The organism is Arthrobacter russicus (assembly GCF_031454135.1).
In the GTDB taxonomy this organism is placed as follows: Bacteria; Actinomycetota; Actinomycetes; order Actinomycetales; family Micrococcaceae; genus Renibacterium; species Renibacterium russicum.
Map to the genome: position 1 here is coordinate 3,570,764 of NZ_JAVDQF010000001.1, position 24,660 is coordinate 3,595,423.

21 protein-coding genes are annotated in these 24,660 nt (G+C 65.3%); 15 read left to right on the forward strand and 6 right to left on the reverse strand.

Annotated elements, in window-relative coordinates; genetic code table 11:
- Positions 1-11: 11 nt before the first annotated feature.
- From JOE69_RS16730 to nrdR, 9 genes are all read left to right on the forward strand, one after another.
- On the forward strand, positions 12-302 hold the full coding sequence (locus JOE69_RS16730) for a YggT family protein (RefSeq protein ID WP_296361415.1): 291 nt from the start codon (positions 12-14) through the stop codon (positions 300-302).
- 154 nt (positions 303-456) lie between these two features.
- On the forward strand, positions 457-1,197 hold the full coding sequence (locus JOE69_RS16735; protein ID WP_309800689.1) for a DivIVA domain-containing protein: 741 nt from the start codon (positions 457-459) through the stop codon (positions 1,195-1,197).
- A gap of 131 nt (positions 1,198-1,328) precedes the next feature.
- The gene (lspA, locus tag JOE69_RS16740) at positions 1,329-1,934 is read left to right on the forward strand and encodes a signal peptidase II (RefSeq protein WP_309800691.1); all 606 of its coding nucleotides are present in this window, start codon (positions 1,329-1,331) and stop codon (positions 1,932-1,934) included.
- The gene (locus JOE69_RS16745) at positions 1,927-2,862 is read left to right on the forward strand and encodes an RluA family pseudouridine synthase (protein WP_309800694.1); all 936 of its coding nucleotides are present in this window, start codon (positions 1,927-1,929) and stop codon (positions 2,860-2,862) included. The genes lspA and JOE69_RS16745 overlap by 8 nt, the downstream gene beginning before the upstream one ends.
- 66 nt (positions 2,863-2,928) lie before the next feature.
- Positions 2,929-3,996, forward strand: coding sequence for a hypothetical protein (locus tag JOE69_RS16750; RefSeq protein WP_309800696.1), 1,068 nt, complete (start codon positions 2,929-2,931; stop codon positions 3,994-3,996).
- 95 nt (positions 3,997-4,091) lie between these two features.
- On the forward strand, positions 4,092-7,622 hold the full coding sequence (gene dnaE / locus JOE69_RS16755; protein WP_309800699.1) for a DNA polymerase III subunit alpha: 3,531 nt from the start codon (positions 4,092-4,094) through the stop codon (positions 7,620-7,622).
- Positions 7,622-8,182, forward strand: coding sequence for a hypothetical protein (locus JOE69_RS16760; RefSeq protein ID WP_309800701.1), 561 nt, complete (start codon positions 7,622-7,624; stop codon positions 8,180-8,182). Before dnaE ends, JOE69_RS16760 begins: the two co-directional genes overlap by 1 nt.
- A gap of 26 nt (positions 8,183-8,208) precedes the next feature.
- The gene (gene hisD / locus JOE69_RS16765) at positions 8,209-9,570 is read left to right on the forward strand and encodes a histidinol dehydrogenase (protein ID WP_309800703.1); all 1,362 of its coding nucleotides are present in this window, start codon (positions 8,209-8,211) and stop codon (positions 9,568-9,570) included.
- 110 nt (positions 9,571-9,680) lie between these two features.
- Entirely contained in the window at positions 9,681-10,178 is a 498-nt protein-coding gene (nrdR, locus tag JOE69_RS16770; protein ID WP_296362082.1) for a transcriptional regulator NrdR, read from the forward strand.
- 52 nt (positions 10,179-10,230) lie between these two features.
- Here nrdR and JOE69_RS16775 read toward each other — a convergent pair whose 3' ends face one another.
- Positions 10,231-12,024, reverse strand: coding sequence for a CocE/NonD family hydrolase (locus JOE69_RS16775; protein ID WP_309800705.1), 1,794 nt, complete (start codon positions 12,022-12,024; stop codon positions 10,231-10,233).
- A gap of 129 nt (positions 12,025-12,153) precedes the next feature.
- Positions 12,154-13,860 (reverse strand): amidohydrolase, encoded by a 1,707-nt coding sequence (locus tag JOE69_RS16780; protein ID WP_309800707.1) that lies wholly within the window; start codon positions 13,858-13,860, stop codon positions 12,154-12,156.
- A 236-nt stretch (positions 13,861-14,096) separates the two neighbouring features.
- On the opposite strand from JOE69_RS16780, the gene JOE69_RS16785 reads away from it, so the two are divergent.
- Positions 14,097-15,098, forward strand: coding sequence for a hypothetical protein (locus JOE69_RS16785; protein WP_309800709.1), 1,002 nt, complete (start codon positions 14,097-14,099; stop codon positions 15,096-15,098).
- 6 nt (positions 15,099-15,104) lie between these two features.
- Here the strand turns inward: JOE69_RS16785 and JOE69_RS16790 are convergent, their stop codons facing one another.
- Genes JOE69_RS16790 through map form a run of 3 tightly spaced genes read right to left on the reverse strand, consistent with a single transcriptional unit; the run spans position 15,105 to position 17,576 of the window.
- A complete protein-coding gene (locus tag JOE69_RS16790) occupies positions 15,105-15,863 on the reverse strand; it encodes an SDR family oxidoreductase (RefSeq protein ID WP_309800711.1) in 759 nt (252 codons plus the stop codon).
- A complete protein-coding gene (gene ppgK, locus JOE69_RS16795) occupies positions 15,860-16,651 on the reverse strand; it encodes a polyphosphate--glucose phosphotransferase (protein ID WP_309800714.1) in 792 nt (263 codons plus the stop codon). The genes JOE69_RS16790 and ppgK overlap by 4 nt, the downstream gene beginning before the upstream one ends.
- A 58-nt stretch (positions 16,652-16,709) precedes the next feature.
- The gene (gene map / locus JOE69_RS16800) at positions 16,710-17,576 is read right to left on the reverse strand and encodes a type I methionyl aminopeptidase (RefSeq protein WP_309800716.1); all 867 of its coding nucleotides are present in this window, start codon (positions 17,574-17,576) and stop codon (positions 16,710-16,712) included.
- Between the two features lie 116 nt (positions 17,577-17,692).
- On the opposite strand from map, the gene JOE69_RS16805 reads away from it, so the two are divergent.
- The 3 genes from JOE69_RS16805 to JOE69_RS16815 all read left to right on the forward strand — a co-directional run bounded on the left by JOE69_RS16805 (position 17,693) and on the right by JOE69_RS16815 (position 19,079).
- The gene (locus tag JOE69_RS16805; RefSeq protein ID WP_296361433.1) at positions 17,693-17,857 is read left to right on the forward strand and encodes an SPOR domain-containing protein; all 165 of its coding nucleotides are present in this window, start codon (positions 17,693-17,695) and stop codon (positions 17,855-17,857) included.
- Positions 17,826-18,401, forward strand: a complete 576-nt coding sequence (locus JOE69_RS16810) for a P-loop nucleotide/nucleoside kinase family protein (RefSeq protein ID WP_309800718.1) — start codon at positions 17,826-17,828, stop codon at positions 18,399-18,401. Before JOE69_RS16805 ends, JOE69_RS16810 begins: the two co-directional genes overlap by 32 nt.
- A 129-nt stretch (positions 18,402-18,530) precedes the next feature.
- Positions 18,531-19,079 carry a DUF5666 domain-containing protein gene (locus JOE69_RS16815; RefSeq protein WP_309800719.1) on the forward strand — a complete coding sequence of 183 codons (549 nt, stop codon included), beginning with the start codon at positions 18,531-18,533 and terminating at the stop codon, positions 19,077-19,079.
- Between the two features lie 111 nt (positions 19,080-19,190).
- On the opposite strand, the gene panB is transcribed toward JOE69_RS16815, so the two are convergent.
- Entirely contained in the window at positions 19,191-20,069 is an 879-nt protein-coding gene (gene panB / locus JOE69_RS16820; RefSeq protein ID WP_309800721.1) for a 3-methyl-2-oxobutanoate hydroxymethyltransferase, read from the reverse strand.
- A 106-nt stretch (positions 20,070-20,175) separates the two neighbouring features.
- On the opposite strand from panB, the gene JOE69_RS16825 reads away from it, so the two are divergent.
- Both JOE69_RS16825 and JOE69_RS16830 read left to right on the forward strand, forming a co-directional pair.
- Positions 20,176-21,516, forward strand: coding sequence for a glutamine synthetase family protein (locus tag JOE69_RS16825; RefSeq protein WP_309800723.1), 1,341 nt, complete (start codon positions 20,176-20,178; stop codon positions 21,514-21,516).
- A gap of 24 nt (positions 21,517-21,540) precedes the next feature.
- A complete protein-coding gene (locus JOE69_RS16830; protein ID WP_309800725.1) occupies positions 21,541-24,561 on the forward strand; it encodes a bifunctional [glutamine synthetase] adenylyltransferase/[glutamine synthetase]-adenylyl-L-tyrosine phosphorylase in 3,021 nt (1,006 codons plus the stop codon).
- Positions 24,562-24,660 lie beyond the last annotated feature (99 nt).

The window sequence follows — 24,660 nt, forward strand, 5'->3', positions numbered from 1 at the left end:
AGACTGATCTCGTGGGACTGATTTTTACGCTGCTGTATCTGCTGCTTTTGCTGTTCTTCCTGGCTATGATGGTGCGCTTGGTTTTCGACTGGGTGCAACAGCTGGCCAGGGAGTGGCGGCCCAGCGGAATCGCCCTGGTTGCTGCGACCGGGGTGTACTCGGTGACTGATCCGCCAGTCAAGTTGGTGCGGCGATTGCTTCCGCCGCTGAACTTGGGCGCGGTCTCCCTCGACGTCGGGTTTTTGCTCCTGCTTTTCGTGACCGGAATCGCGATGTCGATCACTTTCAACTTCGCTGCATGAATCCAGTTCGTTTTCGAGGGTGAATAGTTATACTCTGATTCACGAACGAAGTACCCGTAATGCCCAAGATTCACTTGATAGAGAATCCTATTAGGTATCGTAGTTGAGATGGCCGCAGGCGGTCTGAACTCACTAAACCCAACGAGGTGACTAGATGGCTCTGACGCCAGAAGATGTTGTCAATAAGCGGTTTCAGCCGACGAAATTCCGGGAGGGTTACGACCAAGACGAGGTCGATGACTTCCTGGACGAGATCGTCGTCGAACTGCGCCGATTGACCCAAGAGAACGACGACCTCCGCAAGAAGGTCGCCGCGCTGGAATCCGGCGCGCCGGTTGCTGCCGCTCCGAATTCCGCTGCGCCCAAGGCCGCGGTGAAGGACGAAAAGGCCGACGACGCTGCCAAGGGCAACAAGTCAGAGCCGGCTGCCTCGGTCGCTGAAGAGAAGGCAGCCCCGGCCGCCGCTTCGGCACCTGCCGCCCCGGCGGCAACCGCTGCGCCGCTGGCCGCAACGACCGCCCCTGCGGTGACCTCGAGCGTTCCGGCAGCTGCGGTTTCGCCCAGTGCCGAGTCCGCCGCCGGTGTCCTCGCCATGGCGCAGAAACTGCACGACGAGTACGTCAACGCCGGTGTCGAACAGCGTGACAAGATCATCGCCGAAGCCCAGATCGAAGCCTCCAGCCTGGTCAACGATGCACAGGAGAAGAGCCGCAAGACGCTCGGCGCCCTGGAGCAGCAGCGGTCGGTGCTCGAGCGCAAGGTCGAGCAGCTGCGCGGCTTCGAGCGTGACTACCGGGCCCGCCTCAAGACCTACATCGAAGGTCAGCTGCGCGATCTTGACTCGCGCGGTTCGGTTGCCGCCCCCGACGTTTCGGACGGCAACACCGAGTCCTGATTTCGGTAGCTTCCTCAGTATCCGATTTCGCAGCATGCGAAAAGCCGGTGGTCGGGTAATGCCGACCACCGGCTTCCGCGTTAAGTCCATCCCCTGGCCGCAGCCAGGAATACCGTGCAGTGTGAAAGACCATGACTGAATCACCTTCCGCCTCAGCCCTGCCGCAGCCCGCCAAAAAGCACGCCCGGGGGGTGCTGCTGTCCTGGTTCATCGGCTTCGCCCTGCTGGCCTATGCCCTGGACCAATTGGTGAAGCTCTGGGTTACCTCGAACATGGTGTTGGGCCAGAGCATCGAGGTCATCCCGTCGGTGCTGCGTTGGTACTACATCACGAATTCGGGTGCGGCATTCTCCATCGGCGAGAACTTCACCTGGGTTTTCAGCCTGATCTCGACTGCGGTGGCGGTCGCCATCATCACGCAGTTCCGGAAGATCGGCTCGGCCTGGTGGGCGGTTGCGGTGGGCATGGTGCTCGGCGGCGCTTTGGGCAACTTGACCGACCGTCTGTTCCGGCCGCCGTCGTTCGGTATCGGCCATGTGGTCGACTATATTTCGATTGGCAATTTCGCGATCTTCAACCTGGCGGACTGCGCGGTGGTCGGCGGAGTGATCCTGATCTGCATCCTGACCCTGCTCGGCGTGCCGTTCCGCGGCGGGCCCCGGCACGGGGCTGCGGCCGCGGACAGCGCCGCCGCTGAATCCGGGACCGGGCCAGGGGCCGCGGGCGGCAATGGCTGACCGGGCTGTGGAAACCCGGCAACTGGAAGTCACCGAAGAGTTCGACGGGGCGCGCGCGGATGCGGCTCTGGCCAAATTGCTCGGGGTCTCCAGATCGGTGGCGGCGGGATTGCTCGAGGCCGGGCAGATCAGCAATGCGGGGAAAGTGCTCGGCAAATCCAGTCGGCTCGACGCCGGGATGCTGATCCGGGCGGAGATACCGGCGCAGCGCGACCCTTTGGCAGTGATCCCGGAACCGGTGGAGAATCTGCACATCCTGCTCGACGACGAGGCCTTCGTGGTGATCGACAAACCGGTCGGCGTGGCAGCCCACCCGTCCCCGGGCTGGGTGGGGCCAACCGTGGTCGGCGCCTTGGCCGCAGCGGGCTACCGGATCGCCACATCCGGGGCGGCGGAGCGCGCCGGCATCGTGCACCGCTTGGATGTGGGCACTTCCGGAGTGATGGTGGTGGCCAAAACCGAGCAGGCGTACACCGCGCTGAAACGCGCATTCAAAGAGCGCACCGTGGAAAAGATCTACCACGCGGTGGTCCAAGGCATGCCGGATCCGTTGCAAGGCACGATCGATGCGCCGATCGGCCGGCACCCCGGGCACGATTGGCGGTTTGCCGTGATCGAAGACGGCCGTCCGTCGATCACGCACTATGAAACCCTGGAAGCTTTCGGTCGGGCATCATTGCTGGAAGTCCATTTGCAGACCGGCCGCACGCATCAGATCCGGGTGCACTTTTCCGCGCTGAACCATCCTTGCGTGGGTGATTTGACCTATGGTGCAGATCCGCGGTTAGCCGCAGAACTCGGCCTGACCCGGCAATGGCTGCACGCCAAGCAGCTGGGGTTCGAGCACCCGGTGAGCGGGGCCTGGGTGGAGGTCTCCAGCGAGTATCCGGAAGACCTCGATTATGCCTTGCACGCTTTGCGTGGTTGATTCTGCTAACTTTGGCTCCATCATTCAATTGAGACGCGTTGTCGCGTTAGCTGAATGGGGATTGAAATGGACGTTCGCGGAGCCACCGCAACGGAGTACCGGCAATCGGCGGGCGCCCTGGTCGCGGCCGCAGTCGGCGGACTGGTCATCGCCGGGCTGGTGACCCTTGCCGGACTTGCATTCCTGCCCGGCTGGAGCATTCCGTTGCGGACGAATCGGCCGTTGGTGGCTTCGATTTCGTTCAGCGCCGGCGGACTGGTGCTGCTGCTGAGCTGGCTGTCGGTGTTCTGGTGGAACCGGTTCTCGGTCCTGGTCGACAGCAGCCGGGTCACCGTGTCCAAGGCGTTCCGGACCGTGGCGGAGTTCGATGCCCGAGCGGTCAAGGTGCGGAGCCATGTGCTCAAACGCACGACCAACGGCGTGCCCAGTTCGACCACGCGGACGCTGATCGTCGAAGCGGGCGGTTTGGAACAGCGCTTCACCTGCCCGCGGTTCAGCCGGGAGACCTTCAGCGCGATGATTTCCCAGTTGCAGGCACTGGCCGCGCCGCAGCCGGTTCCGGTGGGCAACGGGTTGCCCGCCGGAACGCAGCGCTCCGGGCAGAACCAGGCTCCGGTGCAAAGCCAGGGTTTCCAACTCAACCGGGAGGCGCTGTCGCTACGGAGCCGCAGACTGCTGATCGTGATCGGAATCCTGATTGCCGCGGTGCTCGGGTACGTGGCGTTCCTGCAATTCAGCAGCGGTCCGGAGGACGTCTTCATCGGACTGGTGCTGGCCGGCTCCTTGGCCGGGATGGTCCTGTTCTTCTGTTTCATCGCACTGGCTGCGGTCGCCCGGGTCAAAAGCCGGACTCCGGACCGGGTCGGCGTCGACCACGGCGGAATCTACCTGGACCAGGAGTATTTCCCGTTCGCCGGGCTGCGCCGGATTCAGGCGACCCCGCCGGACTACGGGATCAGCCAACACAACCGGCTCGAGCTGCTCGCCGCCGACGGGCGCAAGCGCAGCGTGCTCCTGGGCTTGAACAGCGATCGGGGGAAGCGGCCGGTCTTCTCGGAATATCCGCAATTCATCGCGCTCCTGCAGCGTGCGGCAGCGCCATGGCCGGGACTGCTGGTCATGGACCTGCAATAGCGACCCGCGAGTGCACACGTGCGCGTTCGCGGGGATCTGAGGGGTCGAGCGCGCGTCGGTCGCCCGGGCGGCCGAGGCGGTCCTAGAATGGACGGGTGGCCGGCACCGATTCTTCCTTCGTACATCTGCACAATCACACCGAGTACTCGATGCTGGACGGCGCGGCCAGGCTGACCGATCTTTTCGAGTACACCGCCGAACTCGGGATGAATTCCCTGGCGACCACCGACCACGGCTTCGTTTTCGGGGCTTTCGATTTCTGGTCCAAAGCCAAAAACGCCGGGATCAAGCCGATCATCGGCGTCGAGGCATATCTGACCCCGGGCACCGCCCGTCAGGACCGCAGCCGGGTCAAGTGGGGCGACGGCTCCGGAAAAGACGTGGCCGGCGCCGGCGCCTACACGCACATGACGCTCTGGTCCGAGAGCACCGAAGGCATGCACAACCTCTTCCGGATGTCCTCGCTGGCTTCGCTGGAAGGGTACCTCTACAAGCCCCGAATGGACCGGGAACTCCTGCAGACCTACGGCAAGGGCCTGATCGCCACCACCGGTTGCCCCTCCGGAGAGGTGCAGACCAAGCTGGGCCTGGGCCTGTACAAAGAAGCGGTCCAGGCGGCCAGTGACTTCCAGGACATCTTCGGCCGGGGCAATTTCTACTGCGAGCTGATGGACCACGGGCTGGACATCGAACGCAATGTGAAGGCCGATCTGCTCAAATTGGCCAAAGAACTCGACCTGCCGCTGGTCGCCACCAACGACCTGCATTACACGCACGCCGAAGACGCGCCTTCGCACGCTGCCTTGCTCTGCGTGCAGTCCGGCTCCACGATGGCCGATCCGAAGCGGTTCAAATTCGACGCGGACGAGTTCTACCTCAAATCCCCGTACGAAATGCGCGAACTCTTCCGCGATTTCCCGGACGCCTGCGACAACACCCTGGCGATCGCAGAGCGCTGCGAAGTCGAGTTCAACACCAAAGCCAACTACATGCCCCGGTTCCCGGTGCCCGAAGGCGAAGACGAGCAGTCCTGGTTCGTCAAGGAAGTGGAGCTGGGCCTGCGTTACCGGTTCCCGCAGGGGATTCCGGAAGCGGTTCGCAAGCAGGCCGAATTCGAAGTCGGAGTGATCACCCAGATGGGTTTCCCCGGCTACTTCCTGGTGGTCGCCGACTTCATCAACTGGGCCAAAGACAACGGGATCCGGGTGGGGCCGGGCCGTGGTTCCGGCGCCGGTTCCATGGTGGCTTACGCGATGCGGATCACCGACCTGGATCCGCTCAAGCACGGTCTGATCTTCGAACGCTTCCTGAACCCGGAGCGCGTCTCGATGCCCGACTTCGACGTGGACTTCGATGATCGGCGGCGCAGCGAAGTAATCCGGTACGTGACCGAGAAGTACGGCGACGAGCGGGTCGCCATGATCGTCACCTACGGCACGATCAAAGCCAAGCAAGCGCTCAAGGACTCCTCCCGGGTCCTGGGCTATCCGTTCTCGACCGGCGAGCGGCTCACCAAGGCGATGCCGCCGGACGTGATGGGCAAGGGCATGCCTTTGGCGGATGTGCACAACAAGGACGCGAAACGCTATTCGGAAGCCGAAGAACTCCGCGAATTGGTCAAAACCGATCCGGATTCGCAGAAGGTCTTCGACATGGCGATCGGCCTGGAAGGGCTGAAGCGGCAATGGGGTGTGCACGCGGCCGGGGTGATCATGTCCTCGGATCCGTTGATCGACATCATCCCGATCATGCGCCGCGAACAAGACGGCCAGATCATCACGCAATTCGATTACCCGACCTGCGAAGGCCTCGGCCTGATCAAGATGGACTTCTTGGGTCTGCGGAACCTCACGATCATTTCCGACGCGATCGAGAACATCAAGCTCAACCGGGACTTCGAACTGGACCTGGAAAGCCTTGAGCTGGACGACGTCGCCTCGTACGAATTGCTGGCCCGCGGCGACACGCTGGGCGTGTTCCAACTCGACGGCGGGCCGATGCGTTCGCTGTTGAAGCTGATGAAACCGGACAACTTCGAAGACATTTCCGCAGTGCTCGCGCTGTACCGTCCGGGCCCGATGGGCGTCAATTCGCACACCAACTATGCGCTGCGCAAGAACAAGCAGCAGGAGATCACCCCGATCCATCCGGAGTTGGAGGCGCCCCTGGAGGAGATCCTGGGCGGCACCTACGGCCTGATCGTGTACCAAGAGCAGGTGATGGCTGCCGCGCAGAAGCTGGCCGGCTTCTCGCTGGGCCAAGCAGACATCCTGCGCCGTGCCATGGGCAAGAAGAAGAAATCCGAGCTGGACAAGCAGCAGGCCGACTTCTTCGCCGGCATGGCCGGGAACGGCTATTCGCAGGCCGCGATGGACGCGCTCTGGAAAGTGCTGGAATCCTTCGCCGACTACGCCTTCAACAAAGCGCATACGGCGGCCTACGGATTGATCTCCTACTGGACGGCTTATCTGAAAGCCCACTATCCGGCCGAATACCTTGCTGCGCTGCTCACCTCGGTGGGCGATGACAAGGACAAATCGGCGATCTACCTCAACGAGTGCCGCAGGATGGGCATCACGGTTTTGCCGCCGGACGTGAACGAATCTTCGTTGAACTTCACTCCGGTCGGCACCGATATCCGGTTCGGCATGGGCGCGATCCGCAACGTGGGAGCGAACGTGGTGCACGCCATGGTCGCCGCGCGCGAAGAGAAAGGCGCCTTCGAGAGTTTCACGGACTATCTGCTCAAGGTGCCGGCGATCGTCTGCAACAAGCGGACCATCGAATCGCTGATCAAAGCCGGTGCCTTCGACTCCTTAGGGCACCCGCGGCGCGCTTTGGCCGCGGTGCACGAGGAGGCGATCGATTCGGTCGTGGTGCTCAAACGCAATGAAGCGGTCGGCCAGTTCGACCTCTTCGCCGGATTCGACGAAGCAGAGGCGGAGCCCGGCTTCAGCACCGATGTGCCGGATCTGCCCGAATGGGAGAAGAAGGACAAACTCGCGTTCGAACGGGACATGCTCGGCCTCTATGTCTCCGACCATCCGCTGCGCGGCCTCGAGGGCGTGCTCAGCCAGCATGCCGAGCACTCGGTCAGCTATCTGCTCGGCGAGGACAGCCCGGCCGACGGCTCGATCGTGACGATTGCCGGAATGATCACCTCTTTGTCCCGGCGGATCGCCAAGGCCAGCGGCAACGCCTATGCCCGTGCGGAGATCGAGGACCTCGGCGCCTCGATCGAAGTGATGTTCTTCGGGCAGGTCTACGGGCCGATTTCCACGATCCTGGCCGAAGACCTAATCGTCACGGTGAAAGGCCGGCTGCAGAAGCGCGACGATGGCTCGATCACGCTCAACGCGATGGAGCTGACCGTGCCGGACGTCACCGACAGCACCGGCGGGCCGGTGGAAATCTATATTCCGCACCACCGGTTGCCGGAGGGGCGGGTCAATGAGCTGGGCGATATCCTGCGCAACCACCGGGGAAATTCGGAAGTGCGTTTGCATATCCAAGAGGATCGGAAAACCGTGGTGTGGGGCCTGCCGCTGCACTTGCGGGTCAACCCGAACCCGGCACTGTTCGGCGATCTGAAGGTGCTCCTGGGCCCGGCTTGTCTGGAGGCCTGATGCCGGATCCCAGGTTCCCGCAGCCCGGCCCGGACGCGCCTTACGGTTCCGCCGAGCAGGTCTATTCCGGCCCGGTGGCAGCGGACGCCAGGACCGCGCCGTCGGCCTCGTTGCTGCGCTGGTTCTCGACCCCGGCGCTCGCCGGGATCCTGGTCGGGTTGCTCTGGTGGTGGCTGGCACCCGGTGGCGCGTTTTACGGCCAGGGTACGGATGCCGCCAGTTGGTTGCCCAGGGACTTGGTGCTGGCCGGGCTGTGCTTGCTGGCCGGGCTGGTCACCGCTGTGGTCCTGATTCCGCAGCGGAGCAACCCCGCAGCCTGGCTCAAGCTCTGCGCAGCGCTGTTGGGCGGTGTGCTCGGGGCGGTGGTGGCTTGGCAGATCGGCACCTTGGCCGGAGCGGTGTGGGGTCCGGAAGTCACCGGCAGCGTGAATGAGTCGGCAGCATTCTCGCTCCGGAGTTATTCGGCGCTGCTGCTCTGGCCGCTCGGCTGCGCCCTGTTGTTCTTCGTGGTCTCCCTGGGCAGCATGCTGCGTTCCCCGGATCGGCCGGGGACATCCTGAAAGCCGGAAGCGGCTAGACTTTTTCGGTGAGCATCCCTGGCGAATCCCCGATCCTGCGCACCATCGACTGGCGCGGCAGGGCGTTGTCCCTTGCCGAACTCCGGCGCGAGCTGCCGCGCGTGGCGAGCGCCAGCACCCACGACGCCGAGTCGAGCGTGCGCAGCATCCTGGACCAGGTCCGCAGCGCGGGGCTGCCGGCGCTGCGTTCGTTCGCCGAAAGGTTCGACGGCGTGGCGCAGGAACAGCCGAAGGTGCCGCAGGCGGCCCTGGACCGGGCCTTGGCCGAGTTGGATCCGGAAATCCGCCGGGCATTGGAAGAGTCCATCGCCCGGGCCCGGACCGTTGCCTTGGCGCAGCGTCCTGAGGATGTCCCGGTGCAGCTGGCCCCCGGCGCCAACGTCACACTGCGCTGGGAACCGGTACGGCGGGTCGGCCTGTATGTGCCCGGGGGATTGGCGGTGTACCCGTCATCGGTGATCATGAACGTGGTTCCGGCGCTTGCCGCCGGAGTCGGTTCGATCGCCTTGGCCTCGCCGCCGCAGAAGGAATTCGGCGGCTTGCCGCATCCGAGCATTCTGGCTGCCGCGCAGTTGCTCGGCGTCAGCGAGGTCTACGCGATCGGCGGTGCCCAGGCGATCGGCGCGTTCGCCTACGGGATTCCGGCCAGTGCGGGCTTCGCGGGTTTGGAGCCGGTCGATTTGGTGACCGGACCGGGAAACATCTATGTGGCCACCGCGAAACGATTGGTCAAAGGCGTCGTGGGCATCGACGCCGAGGCCGGTCCGACCGAGATCGCGATCCTGGCCGATGCCAGCGCCCCGGCGGATTACGTCGCGGCAGACCTGATCAGCCAGGCGGAGCACGACCCGTTCGCCGCATCGGTCCTGGTGACCGATTCGGCCGAACTCGCGGATGCCGTACAGGCCGAGCTCGCCGCGCAAATGGGCTGGACCAAACACCGCGAGCGGGTGGCCCGGGCGTTGGCCGGGGAACAGTCCGCCGTGGTCCTGGTCGATACCGTGCAGCAGGGCATCGACGTGGTCGACGCCTATGCTGCCGAGCACCTCGAAGTGATGACCGAAAATGCGGCCGCGGTCGCGGCCCGGGTGCGCAGCGCCGGTGCGATCTTCGTGGGGCCGACCGCACCGGTCAGCCTGGGCGACTACTGTGCCGGGTCCAACCACGTGCTGCCGACCAGCGGCACCGCCGCCTTCGCGTCCGGGCTGGGCGTGCATACCTTCCTGCGCGCGATCCAAGTGATCGACTACGACCGGGCCGCCCTGGCCGCGGTCGCGGAACACATCGTGGTGCTCGCCGGGGCCGAAGACCTGCCGGCCCACGGGGATGCTGTTTCGGTGCGTTTCGCAGACCGCGGTGCAACACCCTGATCGGCGCGCCGAAATACTACATCTAGTAATTACGTTCTTGTAATTCACCCATATCTAGTTGTAAAGTTGCTCTTAGCAGCATCGATCCAGTGCAGAAGGAGGCCCGTCGGATGTATTGCCCCTTCTGCCGGCATCCGGATTCCCGCGTCGTCGATTCCAGGGTGGCCGACGACGGTTCCTCGATCCGGCGGCGGCGGCAGTGCCCGCAATGCGAACGCCGGTTCACCACGGTGGAGACCACCAGCCTGACGGTGATCAAGCGTTCCGGCATCGGAGAGCCGTTCAGCCGCGGAAAAGTGATCAACGGCGTGCGCAAGGCCTGCCAGGGCCGACCGGTCACCGAAGACGATCTGGCCCTGTTGGCCCAAGAAGTCGAAGAGAACATCCGAGCTGCCGGCGCGGCGGAAATCGAAGCGCACGAAGTGGGCTTGGCGATTCTCGGCCCGTTGCAGAAGCTGGACAAGATCGCCTACTTGAGATTCGCCAGCGTCTACCAGGCGTTCGAATCCCTCGATGATTTCGAACACGCCATCGAGATCCTCCGGCACGAAGCGGAGCTCGATCCGGCCGGGCAAACGCAGACCGGGGAAAACCCGGTCCGCCCCTGAACTCCGGTGGTGGCCAGGGAGGGGAAGCCCGGGCCACCACCGGCACCATCGACTAGCTGTTGAGCTTCAATTCAAAGCTCGGCGCAATCTGCGGCACGTTCGCCCGGGCATTTTGCAAGTACTCGTCCAGGTAGCCGGAACGGTCGCCCTGGGTGGCCAGGTCGGAGGCGGGATCCTGCAGCAGCAGGTCGATGCTCCCGCCGGTGACTTTGATCGATCCCTGGTTTGCCGGACCAGACCAATTGCGTGCATCATCGGAGGATATCCGCACCGCCAGGCTGTGCCCCTTTTCCAAGGTCCAATCCGTCGATTTGAGTGCGAAGTCAGTCCGGCCGTTGCCGGCCAGCACCGAGATGTTGAGATCGATCTGCACCGCGGAGCCGTCGGCCGCCACATCGTACAGGGCGGCCACGGCGTTGCCCTTGGTCGAGGAACTCTGCAGATGCACCATCGGGGTCCCCGTGATCCGGGTGCGTTGGGCGACCGGCTGGGAGCGGGTCCAGACGCCGGAGCTGCCGGCCGCTGCCGGGCTGCTGAGTGGAGTTCGGCGCATGGTTTCCATATCGGTTTGCGGGGCCGGTTGCTCCGACTGCGCGGAGAAGGCGTTCTTGGTCGTGGCCGAGTAGCTTCCGGAGCCGATTTTCGCCGAAGCCGCGGTGCTCTGGCCGGGCCAGGAACCCTGTTGCCGCCAGATTCCATCGCTGCCCTCGATGGCGAAGGCCGGATCCGTTACCGACGGGGTGATGCCTTTGAGGTTCCGGTCGTAGAAGCGCATCACTTCGTCGAACCAGCCGGCCCGGCCCATGGCGAGGTTGCCCTCGGCATCAGTGTCGTTGCCGCGCACGTGGTCCCATTGGCCGAACCAGCCGCGGACCGGCCCTTTGAGCACGCTCAAGAGTTCGTCGACGCCCTCCGGTTTGGTATTCGGTTCGATCATGCCCTGGGTCAGGAACAAGGGCACCGTGGAGCCGGCCGCTTTGGTGATGAGATTCCGGTCCTGCCAGAAGGCCGCCGAATGATCCGGGTTCTGGGTCAAGGTGTCATTGTTCCGGACGCACTCCGGGTGCGATTTCTCGTATCCGGCGTTCTTCGCATAGTGCGCATCGTCGCCATTGGCGCCGCCCACCGGCGCGATCTGCGCGATGCCGTCGTAGGCAGCCGGGGTGCCCGAATGGTTGGGCCGGGCCACCCCGTTGCTGTACAGGTACCGGTAAGCGTCGTAGACCGGTTCTTGGGCGACCACGGCTTTGAGACCGGAAGCACCCGAGCCGAGTCCCATGAGCCCGGTGCTGGCATCGTAAGATTTGCCGTACAGACCGACTTTCCCGGTGGACCAGGGCTGGCTCGCTGCCCAGTTCACCGAGGCCGCCACATCGGCTTGCTCGCCGAGGCCCTGCCAATCCAGGCAGCCGGTGCTGCCGCCGAAGCCGCGCAGATCGACCAGCACCACGGTGTACCCGCGGTCCATGAGTTTGGCTCCGTCGATCAGATCGGTGAACCGGGAGGACGGTCCGGTTTGGCTCCGGCCCTCGGATCCGGTCTGCCCGGCATGGCTGAAATACGGGCCGACCGAGAGGATCACCGGGGTCTTGGCGTCCGCGGCCAGATTCTTCGGCCGCAACACGTCGGCGTGCAGTTCCACGCCGCCGGTCGAGCCGAAATAGGACTGCGTCCACAGCGCGCCGGCGGGCACGTAGGGGTTGCTCGAGTTGTCCACGCCCGGCGCCGCCGGATGCTGGCCGGACGCCGGTTGCGCAGTGGCGGCACCGGCGCCCAGGGAGAGCAAAAGCAGAGCAGTGCTGGCGGTGGTGGCCAGCGCAGAAAGAGCGAACTTGCGGTTTTCCATCGGATTCCCTCGTCGTCGAAAAGACGCCGGATCCGATCAACGGCCCGGCCCTGTGCCAAAACCTTAAGGATCAGGACTGGAGACAAGCTGGGCGTGGCATGGCATTTCTCCGCAAGCCGACCGGGAGGTTCAGGCCTCGTACACGAAGCCGCCGTCGATCATGGTCTTGACCACCTCGGCTTGCGGCAGGCGGGCCGGATCGCTGCGGAGGAGGTTCCGATCCAAAACGCACAAATCCGCCACCTTGCCCACCGATACCGTGCCTTTCCACTGCTCTGCGCGGTTCTGCCAGGCCGGCCGGGAAGTGTAGCAGCCCAGCGCCTCGACGAGCCGGATCTTCTGTTCCGGTGCGGTTTGGTTGCCGTCGAGATTCCGTCTGGTGGCGAGCAGCGCCACATGTTCGCGCCAATCGGGAGCCGCGACCGGGGCGTCCGAACTCGCCATCGCGACCACCCCGGCGTCGAGCGCGGAACGGTAAGGCAGCAGCGCTCGGCCGGGAACCGTGGGCGGCACGCCGCGGACGAAGAAGCTCGGCTGCATATTGAGCCCGATCCCGCCCTGGGCGGCAGCGCGCAACGAATCCTTGCCGATCCAATAGCCGTGGATCAAATAGTGCCTCGGATCCGGCCGGGTGTTCTGGGCCTGCGCGGCGAGCAGCGCCTCGACCGTGATCCCGGTGTCGTCCGGGCCGATCACATGCACCCCCAATTGGAATCCGCGCTCGTGCACCGTCCGGGCGATGTCGAAGAGTTCCTGGCGCCGTTCTTCCGGGGAGTCCCCGCCGGTATTGAGCGGATCGTCGAGTCCGTCGGCGAAGGCTTTCACGGACTCGATCCGCAGCCACCGTCCGTCGATGCCCGACGGCGCTTTCCAAGCGTCGAGGAAGTCCCGGAATTGTGCGGCCCGGCCGCCGGACTGGCCCACCGGGGCCAACTGGATGTCCACCCGCATGGGCAGCTTCCCGGCCCGGGCCAACTCCAGATAAACCGCCAAAGTGTCCATGCCGAGCCCGGTGCCGTCGCCCATGCCCGGGCCGATCACCGGCTCGGTGTAGCTGGTCAGGCCGAGCCGGTGCAATTGTCCGAAGGACTGGGCCAGCGCGGTGCGGTGCTCCTCCGCGGTGTACGGCGGGACGACGCCGTTGACCAGATTCTGCGCCGCTTCGTAGAGCACCCCGGTCGGCTGGCCCTGCGCGTCCAGGCCGACCCCCGGATCTTCGCCGCCGCGGATCCCGGCCAGCTCCAGCGCCCGGCTGTTCACGATCGTGATGTGCGAGCTGGACTCACGGATCGCGACCGGATGGGCCTCGGCGACCGCATCGATGTCGCGCCGGTTCAGACTCGCCCGCTCGGCGGCGGAAAACAGCTCGAGGTCCAGGCCGAAGCACTTGATCCAGGATTCCGGATCGGGCTGCCGTTGCACGGCCGCACGGATCGCGCTCTGCATTTGCGCAATCGTCACGGCTGCGCCCAAATCGACGGTCAACGGCGGCCTGGTCAGGGCGTACTGGGCGAAGTGGAAATGCGAATCGTTGATTCCGGGCAGCAGGGTTCCGCCGCGCAAGTCGATGCTGCGCGCACCTTTGGCGCTGCGCCGCAGCTCGTTCCCGCCCACTGCGGCGATCCGGTTCCCGCGGACCAGGACCGCGCTGGCCTCGGGGCAGGCCGGATCCATGGTCAGCACGGAACCGCTGTGGAACAGCACCGCGTCTTGCGGGCTTTGGCTCCGCGGCGCGGTGGACGCTGCTGCCGGCGCCGCCGCCGAGGCGGCAAGGCCGGTCAAGGCGAACCCGGTTCCGGCTACTTTGACCAATGACCGTCGGCTGATGGCTTGCATGAAGTACTCGCTTCCTGGCTGAGGGGCGGCCGTTGGAGAAGCTCGCGACCGGTGCTTACATGCTGCTGATCGCAGAACCGAAGAGTCCAACAGATTCTCCTCTGAGGAATTCGACCGGGGCATTCCGGTTCCGAGGCCATGCGACGTTTTGTTACGGTGGAGGAAGCCTGCCGAGGTTTCCGACCCGGCCGGTACGGAGATGACGGACGATACGAGAGTGTGGCGTGCTGCCAACGATGACAAGAAGTACTGGAAAGGCCCGACGGAACCCGATATTCGCGGCAACGGCGACATTGCTGGCGCTCCTGCTGCTCGGCTCGGGCTGCAGCATCGGGCCACAGCAATCCGACGCCGGGCAATCCGGGGCGAATCCGCCGTCGGGCACTGGCCAGGAGGCTTCTGGTGGATCGCCGTCATCGGCCGCGCCGCTGCCGCCGAAGCCGCCGGAGCTGATCGGCGGCGGGCGGGCGGTTTTCCCGGATCGCCGATTCGTCGCACTCTACGGCCATCCCGACACTCCGAGTCTGGGAGCCCTGGGCGAGCAGGACTTGGCCGGCTCGATTGCCCGGGTCAAGGATTTGGCCGCGCAATACCAACCCTATTCGTCGGTGCCGGTGGTTCCGGCCTTCGAGATCATCGCCACCGTGGCGGCCGGAGCGGCCGGGCAGGACGGGAACTACTCCAACGAGACCCCGGTCGAGAAGCTCCGGCCCTGGGTGGCCGAGGCAGCCCGGGCCGGGGTCTACGTGGTGCTGGACCTGCAGCCGGGGCGAACCGATTTCAGCACCCAGGCCCAGCAGTACCAGGAACTCTTGGCCCAGCCGAATGTCGGTCTGGCACTCGACCCGGAATGGCGGCTCGGCCCGGAGCAGCTGCCGCTCGGACAGATCGGCTCGGTGTCCGCGGAAGAGGTCAATGCCACCGGGGCTTGGCTGGCCGGGATCACCAAAGCCGGCAATCTGCCACAGAAGATTTTCATGCTGCACCAGTTCCGGATGAGCATGGTGCAGCACCGCGAGCAGTTGCAGAACCTGCCGGAGCTGGCCACCGTGGTCCATGCGGACGGCCAGGGCGCCCGCGGCGACAAGTTCGCCACCTGGACGGCATTGCAGGCCGGTCTGCCGGAGTGGGTCCGGTTGGGTTGGAAGAATTTCCTGGACGAGGACCCGGAATTGCTCAGTCCAGCGGAAACCATGCAGGCAGTCCAGCCGGTGCCGTGGTTCATTTCCTACCAGTAGGCGGCGTCAGCGGCCGCCGCTGACCGGCAGCACTGCTCCGGTGATGTAGGACGCTTCGGGGGAGAGCAGCCAAAGCACGGCCTCGGCGACCTCGGCCGGTTCGGCGGCGCGGCCCATCGGGATTGTGCCCGACAACCGGCTGACCCGGTCGGGCATCCCCGCGGCCTGGTGCAATCCGGTCTCGGTCAACCCCGGGGCCACCGCGTTGACCCGGATGCCGAGCCCGGCAGTTTCCGCAGCCAGGCCGCGGGTGAGCACGTCGATCGCCCCTTTGCTCGCCGCATAGTGCACCCATTCGCCCGGCGATCCGGCCTTCGTCGCGGTGGAGGAGATGTTCACGATCGCCCGCGGCGGACCCGGATGCGGTTGCCAGTGCCGCAGCACGGCTTGGCTCAGCAAGAGGGTGCCGAGCAGATTGACGTCCAGGGTGCGGCGCAGCACCGATTCCGGCACATCCACCAGGTTCCCGGGCGAATTCCCCGTGATCGCGGCGTTGTTCACCAACGCGGTCAGCTCGCCGAGTTCGGCGGCCGCAGCCACCAGCGCATCGCAGTCCGCGGCATCCGCGACGTCGCCCTGGACCGCCCGGGCAGTGCCGCCAGCCGCGGAAATCCGCTGCAAAACCGATGCGGCGCCCTGCCGGTCAGCCGAATAGTTGACGATCACCGAATAGCCGGCCCGCGCAGCGCGCAACGCAACGGCGGCGCCGATTCCGCGGCTGGCGCCGCTGATCAGCACGACCCCCGGCGGCTGGGCGGCGGTCATTTCTTCTTGAAATGCCTGGATGCCTGCAGTGCCGCGCCGACGATGCCGGCATTGTTCTTAAGTTCCGCGGTGACGATCTTGGTCTGCAGGTTCAGCTTCGGCAGGAAATCTTCGCTTCGCTTGGAAATCCCGCCGCCGACGATGAAGAGTTCCGGGGAGAACAGGAACTCGACGTGCGCGAAGTAGCGCTGCAGGCGTTCGCTGTAGGTGTCCCAATCCAAGTTCTCACGTTCCCGGGCCGAGGCGGAGGCCCGGGACTCGGCGTCGTAGCCGTCGAGTTCCAGGTGCCCGAGCTCGGCGTTCGGCACCAGCTTGCCGTTGAAAATGAACGCCGATCCGATTCCGGTGCCCAGAGTGATCACCAGCACGGTGCCGTCCTGGCCTTTGCCCACGCCGTAGGCGACCTCCGCGACGCCGGCAGCGTCGGCGTCGTTCATCACGTGCACCGGACGGTCGAGTTCTCCGGTCAGCAGAGCGTCGACGTCGGTGCCGATCCAGCTTTTGTCCACGTTCGCGGCGGACCGGGCCACGCCGTGCGCGATGATCGCGGGGAAGTCCACGCCGACCGGGTTTTCCGCCGAAGGTGCTTCGTCCCGGCTCATCAACTCATCGACGATTTGCTTGACCACCTTGGCCACGGCCTGGGGCGTGGAAGGCTGCGGGGTGTCGATCCGGAACCGGTCGCCGACCAGTTCGCCCTTTTTGAGATTGACGATGCCGCCCTTGATCCCGGTGCCGCCGATGTCGATACCGATGACGTAATGGGGTTTCTGCGCGTTCTTCGACATGGTCACTCCGGATAGCTGGAAGGGAAGGGAAAGGCGGAACTGGAATGGTTCTGGAGGCTCAGGGCAAGGTCAGGATTTCGGCCCCGGAGTCGGTGACCAGGAGCGTGTGTTCGAACTGGGCGGTCCGCTTGCGGTCTCGGGTGACCACGGTCCAGTCGTCGTCCCACATGTCCCATTCGACAGTGCCCAAGGTGAGCATCGGTTCGATGGTAAAGGTCATCCCGGTCTCGATCACCGTGCTGTAGGCCGGAGCGGCGTCATAATGCGGGATGATCAAGCCGGTGTGGAAGGCTTCGCCGACGCCGTGCCCGGTGAAGTCCCGGACCACACCGTACCCGAAGCGCTTCGCATAGGACTCGATGGCCCGGCCGATCACATTGATCTCACGGCCCGGCGCCACCGCCTTGATCGCGCGGCGCAGCGATTCTTCGGTGCGTTCGACCAGCAGGCGGGACTCCTCGTCGACTTCGCCGACCAGGAAGGTGTAGTTGGTGTCGCCGTGCACCCCGTCTTTGTAAGCGGTAATGTCGATGTTGACGATGTCGCCGTTGTTGAGCACGGTGGAGTCCGGGATGCCATGGCAGATGACTTCGTTCACCGAAGAGCACAGCGATTTGGGGAATCCCCGGTAGCCGAGGGTCGACGGGTAAGCCCCGCTGGCGATGACGAATTCGTGGCCGATCCGGTCCAACTCATCGGTGCTGACGCCGGGTGCAATGTGCTTTCCGACTTCCACGATGGCTTGCGCCGCGATTTTCGAGGCCGCCCGGATTCTGGCGATCGTGTCCGCGGACTTCACCTCGGAGCCGGTGAACACGGCAGGGCCCGCCTTGCCGACGTATTCGGGGCGGGCGATGGCGGCAGGCACGGCGCGTTCCGGGCTCAGGGTTCCGGGCAGCAGGGTTCCGAGGGGCGCATGAAGCATGAATCCATCCTACGCATTCGTCCCCTTCATTGCCCGTCCCGGTTAGGCTGGAACTGCCGGGCCGAAATGTCCGGCATGCAAAAGAGAAGCCAGCCGTGACAATGAACGGAGCCGGAATGCCGCAGTTTTGGTACAACGTGAAGACCCATGAAGTAGAAGAAGACGCCCAGTCTGACTGGACGCAGCTGATCGGCCCGTATGAAACCCGGGCCGAGGCCGAACAGGCCCTGGCCAAGGTGCGGGAGCGCAATGAAGCCTGGGACGGCCAAGACGACGACTGAGCCGTCGCCCCCGGAGCGCCGGGTGGTCCTGGTCAACGGGATCAGCGGTGCCGGGAAGACCACGCTGGCGAAGCAATTGGCATCCCGGCTCGGCATGCCGCTGTTCAGCAAGGACGACTTCAAAGAAGCCTTCTACGATTTCGGCCCGCCCAGCATCCCTCCGGCCGAGTTGGGCATGTTGTCGATGGAGGCACTCTGGACTGCGGCGGCGGCGGCGCCGTTGTGCCTCGTGGAATCGCATTTCCACCGGCAACGTGACCGGGCTTTCGCCGCGGCCGGATTGGCCCGCGCCGGCCTAGTGCCGGTGTTGGAGATCTACTGTCGGCTCGACCCGGAAATCGCGCGTGCCCGCGCGATTGGCCGGGCCGCGGCAGGGAACCGGCACCGGGTGCACGCAGAGGATTCCTTCAGCTCGGAACAGTGGGCTTTGCTGGCCCAAGGGGCAGAACCGCTCGGCTTCGGTGCGGTGCTCGAACTGGATGCGGCAAACCCCATCGATGTTGCCGGCGTGGTCGACCGGGTGAGCTGGAAGCTGCGCTGCTGAGGCATAGATTTCTCAGCCTGCGGCACAGGGAACTTGGCAAAGACTCAGCCCGGGTTTAGCTGCGTTGCGGCCGCGGCACAAGTCGCGTTGGGAAACTGGTTGCCCAAGGCATTTTACTAAGGAGCCACAGTGATCTATTCACCCCCCTCGGAATCGCCCGAACGGCCGCAACGAAAAACTGGCCGGCGCTGGATCCGGAACGCCGCGATCGGTACCGCCGCAGTCGCCGTCGTGATCGGAGCCGGTGCCACCGCGGTCTACGCCGCGGACGCCTCCGACAGCGGAACGCTGGCTGCCGCGAGCAGCCAAACCGCAGGTCAGCACAAAACGCATGCGGGCAAGGTCCTGCACAGCGAATCGGTCGTGGACCGGAACGGCAACACGGTGACCCTGGACCGGCAGTCCGGAACCGTCGAATCCGTTTCGGCGACCTCGATCACGGTCAAGAGCAGCGACGGCTTCAGCCAGACCTATGTGCTGGACAGCTCGACGAAGCTCCTGCAGGCGCCGGCCAAGCCGGCAGCCGGTGAAGCGAAGCCGGCCCAACCGAAAGCCGAGCGGCCGAAGCCGACGTCGATCACCAGCCAAGACCTCAAGGCCGGCGACTCGGTGCGGGTCAGCGCGCTCAAAGCAGGATCGACCTTGACCGCGGAACAGGTGGTGCTGGCCGCCAAGTAGTCCGGGCAACCGGGTCGAGGAGCTCACTTGGGCGCAGTTCAGCAGGGTTCGCAATGCTCAGACCCTGCTGAACTGCGCCCAAGTGCCGAAACGGGCTAGCGGGTTCTTGGCTCAGAACGAGTGTTCCGGGCCGGGGAAGACCCCGTCCCGGACTTCGGCGCCGAACTGCTGGGCCGCGTCGCTGAGCGCCGAGCGCAGGTCGGCGTACTGCTTGACGAATTTCGCCACTTGGCCGCCGCGCAGTCCGGCCATGTCCTGCCAAACCAGCACTTGGCCGGTGGTCGCGGAGCCCGCGCCGATGCCTACCGTGGGCACGCTGACTGCGGCGTCCACCGCTGCGGCGACGTCGGCAGGGACCATTTCCATCAAAACGCAGAAGGCGCCTGCTTCGGCCAGGGCGACCGCGTCGTCCACAACGTCTTGCCCGGCGTCGCCGCGGCCCTGCACCCGGTACCCGCCCAGGGCGTGTTCGCTCTGCGGAGTGAATCCGATGTGCGCCACCACAGGGATCCCGGCGTCGGTCAGGGCCCGGATATGCGGCGCCAACCGGGCGGAGCCTTCGACTTTGACCGCGGCGACCAGGCCTTCTTTCAGGAACCGCACCCCGGTGGCCACGGCTTGCTCGGGTGAAACCTGGTAACTGCCGAAGGGCAGATCCGCGATCACCAGCGCACGTCGCGCGGATCGGGCGACGGCCCGGCACAAGGGCAGCAGCTCATCCACGGTGACCGGAATCGTGGTGTCGTAGCCGTACACGTTGTTCGCCGCGGAATCGCCGACCAGCAGGGTTTCGATGCCGGCTTCGTCGAAGATCTGGGCGGCATATTGGTCGTAGGCGGTGAGCATGGCGAATTTCCGGCCTTCGTCCTTTGCCTGCTGCAAGTGGTGCAGCCGGATTTTGCGCGGTGAAAGCGGGGCCGGCGAGGCCGAGGCAGATGCGGGTTTTTCGATGCCCGAGCCGTAGGGGGCGGGCAGTTCTGCGGAACTCATGGCTTGAGCCTACTTGACCCCGGTCACATCGCTGCCGACATGACGGATTGCTCGGTAGAGTTGGGGGAGCTCGCCAGGAGCAGAACTCGATCATTGAGGAGCCCCGATGGACCGTCAGCAAGAATTCGTCCTCCGCACCATTGAAGAACGCGATGTGCGTTTTGTGCGGCTCTGGTTCACCGACGTCGTCGGATCGCTCAAATCGGTGGCCCTGGCGCCGGCCGAAGTCGAGGGAGCCTTCGAAGAAGGGCTGGGTTTCGACGGCTCTTCGATCGAAGGGCTGGCCCGGGTGTTCGAATCGGACATGTTGCTGCAGCCGGACCCTTCGACCTTCCAGATCCTGCCCTGGCGCGGCGAAACCGAGCAGACGTCGCGGATGTTCTGCGACATCCTCACCCCGGACGGCCAGCCTTCGACGGCGGACCCGCGGAACGTGCTCAAACGGACCTTGGCCAAGGCCGCGGACATGGGGTTCACCTGCTACACGCACCCGGAGATCGAGTTCTACCTGCTCAAGTCGGAAGAACTCGGTGCGGATGGGCAGCCGGTGCCGGTGGACCGCGCCGGATATTTCGACCATGTCCCCGGAGGGGTCGCCCAAGACTTCCGCCGGACTGCGGTGGCGATGCTGGAGAGCGTCGGAATCTCGGTCGAGTTCAGCCATCACGAGGCCGGCCCCGGGCAGAACGAAATCGACCTGCGTTACGCCGATGCGCTGCAGACCGCGGACAACATCATGACCTTCCGCACCGTGATCAAAGAGGTCGCCTTGCAACAAGGCACTTACGCGACCTTCATGCCGAAGCCGTTCTCCGACCATCCGGGTTCCGGGATGCACACGCATTTCTCGCTGTTCGAGGGCGACTCGAACGCCTTCTACGAAGCCGGCGCGGAATTCCAGCTTTCGGCCACAGCCCGGCAGTTCATCGCCGGAATCCTCAGACATGCACCGGAATTCACCACGGTGACCAACCAGTTCGTCAACTCCTACAAACGGCTCTGGGGCGGCGGCGAAGCGCCCAGCTACCTTTCCTGGGGGCACAACAACCGCTCCGCCCTGGTCCGGGTCCCGTTGTACAAGCCGGGCAAAGGCCAATCGGCACGGATCGAATACCGGGGCATCGATTCGGCCACCAATCCCTATCTCGCCTATGCGGTGCTGCTGGGCGCAGGGCTCAAGGGCATCGAGGAAGGCTATGAATTGCCGCCGGCCGCCGAAGACGACGTTTGGTCGTTGACCTCGGCCGAACGCCGGGCCCTGGGCCACGATCCGTTGCCTTCGAGCCTGCATGACGCGATCCGGCTGACCGAAGAGTCGGAGCTGATGGCGGAAATCCTCGGCGAGCAGGTCTTCGAACACTTCCTGCGGAACAAGCGGGCCGATTGGCTGGACTACCGGCTGGAAGTCACCCCGTTCGAGTTGCGGCGCAACCTCGGCATCCTCTGAGCCGATGCCGCAGATGGTCCGAATATGGTGAAAAGTCCGCAACGCGCCCTGATCGCACAAGGCTTCGCCGACCTCGAGAAGAGCGCGCGGTTCCTGGCCGCACCGGAATTGGCGGATCTGCCGCAGGCGCAGATTTTCGCCGGGCTGGCCTTTTCGGCGGATCCGGATCTCGCGCTGCAATCCCTGGTCCGGATGCTGGCTGGACCGCCCGCGCTCGCGGAACAAGTCAAGTCCCTGCTCGGTGCCGGGCCCGACCGGATGGAACCGATGTTCCGGCTGCTGGGCGCTTCAGAGGCTTTGGCCGACTTCCTGATCCGCAATCCGGAGCACGCCGGGGCCTTGGCCGCCGAAGCCGGCGCCGAACCGGTGGGCACTCCGGCAGCAGGTTTGCGGGCTTCTCTGCTCCAGGCCGTCGGCGCTGATCCGGAGGCCCGGGCACCGATCAGCACGTTGGGCATTGCGGAAGCGTCTACGGCGCTGCGGCGGCAGTACCGCCGGCATCTGACCGAACTGGCGATCCGGGACCTCTGTGCCGCATCGCCGACGGATGTGCTGCCGATCGTCGCGGCGGAATTGGCCGATTTGGCCGGTGCGGCAATCGACGCCGGACTGGCGGTTGCCCGGGCCGAGCTGGTCGGCGCGCACCCGGTCGAGGAGGTCGCCGCAGTGCAACTCGCGGTGATCGGCATGGGCAAATGCGGAGCCCGGGAGCTGAACTACATTTCCGACGTCGATGTGGTCTATGTGGTCGCGGCCCCGGACCTCCCGGAGCGCACCGCGCTCCAGATCGGCGAACAACTGGCCAGCCGGCTGGCCCGGGTGGTGAATGCCCCGGACCGGGAACCCGGGCTCTGGGAAATCGACGCCAATCTGCGCCCCGAGGGCAAGGACGGGCCGTTGGTCCGGACCTTGGACTCGCACCTGGAATACTATCGGCGCTGGGCCGCCAGCTGGGAGTTCCAGGCCCTGCTCAAAGCCCGGACCATCGCCGGGGACCAAGCGCTGGGCGAAGCCTACGAAGCCGCACTGGCGCCGATGATTTGGAGCTCCGCGGAACGCGACGGATTCGTCGAATCAGTGCAGTCGATGCGGCGCCGGGTCGGAGCGAATATTCCGCAGGAAGAGCAGAAACGACAGCTCAAGCTCGGCCCGGGCGGCTTGCGCGACGTCGAATTCACCGTGCAATTGCTGCAGCTGGTACACGGCAAAGCCGATGCCGGCCTGCGCACCAGGGACACCACCGGGGCCATCGAAGCGCTGTCCAACGCCGGTTACGTCGGCCGGACGGATGCCGCCGAATTCGATGCGGCTTACCGGTACCTGCGGGTCCTGGAACACCGGATCCAGCTCGTGCACCTGCGCCGGACCCACCTGATGCCGGTGGCCGAACCCGCTTTGCGGGCGCTCGCAAAGGCAAGCCAGGGTTCGCTGCAGGCCGGCCGGCCTTCGGCGCAGAGCCTGCTCGAGCAATGGCAAACGGTGAAGCGCCGGGTCCGAACGTTGCACGAACGAATTTTCTACCGGCCACTGCTCAATACCGCAGCGCACCTGAGCGCCGAAGAGGCCGCTTTGAGCCCGGAAGCCGCCCGGGCCAGACTCGCCGCGCTGGGTTACCAGGACAGTGCCGGAGCGATGCGGCACATCGAAGCCCTGACCGCCGGGGTATCCCGCCGGGCGGCATTGCAGCGGCAGCTGCTTCCGGTCCTGCTGGATTGGCTGGCCGACGGCGTGGACCCGGACGGTGGTTTGCTCGCCTTCCGCCGGCTCAGCGAGTCCTTGGGCACCACGCACTGGTACCTCGGCATGCTGCGTGACTCGCGGGCGGCAGCCGAGCGGCTGTGCCATGTGCTGTCCAGCTCGAGGTTGATCGCGGACTTGTTGGAAGTCTCCCCGGAAGAGACCAAATGGCTCGGCTCGGACAAAGACCTGATGCCGATCGGATTCCAGGCCCAGTGGCAGGAAATCCAGTCGAAGATGTCCCGGCACCCGGATCCGGCCGAGGCGATGCGGTTGATCCGGCTGATCCGCCGCCGTGAAGTGCTGCGCATCGCGCTCGCGGACAGCGCCGGGTTGCTGGACCAAGACGCGATCGGCGCAGCGCTCTCCGATGTGGACCGGGCCGCAGTGCTGGGTGCATTGCACGTTGCAGAGGCGCAGGCGGGCGAGCCGAAGACCGACGTCCTGGTCGTCGCGATGGGCCGGCAGGGCGGCCGGGAAATCGGCTACGGCTCAGATGCCGATGTGCTTTTCGTGCACAAAGCCCGGCCGGGCGCGGATCCGGCTGAAGCGCAAGCCCAGGCGGTGCAGATCGTGAGCCAGCTTTCCGCGCTGCTCACCCAGCCGTTGAAACCCGCGATCCGGGCCGAGCGGGTGCTCTCGATCGATGCCGATCTTCGGCCGGAAGGCAAAAGCGGCGCCTTGGTCCGCTCCTTGGACTCGTACCGGGAATACTACGGTCGTTGGTCTGCGGTCTGGGAGGCGCAGGCCTTGCTGCGCGCCCGGCCGATGGCCGGCAGCGACGAATTGGCCGCCGAGTTCATGGCGCTGGTGGATTCCGTGCGTTATCCGGAGCACCTCGAGGAAACGGACGTCCGGGAAGTGCGCCGGATCAAAGCCCGGGTGGAGTCGGAGCGATTACCGCGCGGCGCCGACCCGGCACGGCAGATCAAGCTCGGACGCGGCGGGCTCAGTGATGTGGAATGGCTGGTCCAATTGCTGCAACTCGAGCACGCCCGGGAGCACCGGCAATTGCGCACCACGTCGACCCTCGAGGCTTTGCAGGGCGTGGCCGGGCTCGGCCTGATCCCGGAAGAGGACGCCGAGGTCCTGGCCCGGGCGTGGCGGATGGCCAGCCGGATCCGTTCCGCCAATGTGCTCTGGAGCGGCAAAGGGTCGGACTCTTTGCCGTCTTCGCGCCGCGATCTGGAAGCGGTGGCCCGTTGGTGCGGATATCCGGCCGGACACGGCAGCGCGTTCGAAGAGGATTACTTGCGGATCACCCGGCAGGCCCGGGCGGTTTTCGAGCGGCTTTTCTACGGGGAGTGAGCCCTGAGCCGGCCGCCCGGGACAGCTCCCGGGTAGCCGGCTCGAACCGGGCATTACGTGATATGACGCACTTTTCGGTACTCTCTATGGGTGCAATCA

Coding starts and splice junctions, on each gene's coding strand:
- nrdR (WP_296362082.1), top strand. CDS start 9,681: ATGTATTGCCCCTTCTGCCGGCATCCGGATTCCCGCGTCGTCGATTCC.
- JOE69_RS16790 (WP_309800711.1), bottom strand. CDS start 15,863: ATGACCGCCGCCCAGCCGCCGGGGGTCGTGCTGATCAGCGGCGCCAGC.
- JOE69_RS16760 (WP_309800701.1), top strand. CDS start 7,622: ATGCCGGATCCCAGGTTCCCGCAGCCCGGCCCGGACGCGCCTTACGGT.
- JOE69_RS16805 (WP_296361433.1), top strand. CDS start 17,693: ATGCCGCAGTTTTGGTACAACGTGAAGACCCATGAAGTAGAAGAAGAC.
- JOE69_RS16810 (WP_309800718.1), top strand. CDS start 17,826: ATGAAGCCTGGGACGGCCAAGACGACGACTGAGCCGTCGCCCCCGGAG.
- panB (WP_309800721.1), bottom strand. CDS start 20,069: ATGAGTTCCGCAGAACTGCCCGCCCCCTACGGCTCGGGCATCGAAAAA.
- JOE69_RS16830 (WP_309800725.1), top strand. CDS start 21,541: ATGGTGAAAAGTCCGCAACGCGCCCTGATCGCACAAGGCTTCGCCGAC.
- lspA (WP_309800691.1), top strand. CDS start 1,329: ATGACTGAATCACCTTCCGCCTCAGCCCTGCCGCAGCCCGCCAAAAAG.
- JOE69_RS16785 (WP_309800709.1), top strand. CDS start 14,097: ATGACAAGAAGTACTGGAAAGGCCCGACGGAACCCGATATTCGCGGCA.
- JOE69_RS16780 (WP_309800707.1), bottom strand. CDS start 13,860: ATGCAAGCCATCAGCCGACGGTCATTGGTCAAAGTAGCCGGAACCGGG.
- JOE69_RS16745 (WP_309800694.1), top strand. CDS start 1,927: ATGGCTGACCGGGCTGTGGAAACCCGGCAACTGGAAGTCACCGAAGAG.
- JOE69_RS16775 (WP_309800705.1), bottom strand. CDS start 12,024: ATGGAAAACCGCAAGTTCGCTCTTTCTGCGCTGGCCACCACCGCCAGC.
- map (WP_309800716.1), bottom strand. CDS start 17,576: ATGCTTCATGCGCCCCTCGGAACCCTGCTGCCCGGAACCCTGAGCCCG.
- JOE69_RS16735 (WP_309800689.1), top strand. CDS start 457: ATGGCTCTGACGCCAGAAGATGTTGTCAATAAGCGGTTTCAGCCGACG.
- JOE69_RS16825 (WP_309800723.1), top strand. CDS start 20,176: ATGGACCGTCAGCAAGAATTCGTCCTCCGCACCATTGAAGAACGCGAT.
- JOE69_RS16750 (WP_309800696.1), top strand. CDS start 2,929: ATGGACGTTCGCGGAGCCACCGCAACGGAGTACCGGCAATCGGCGGGC.
- ppgK (WP_309800714.1), bottom strand. CDS start 16,651: ATGTCGAAGAACGCGCAGAAACCCCATTACGTCATCGGTATCGACATC.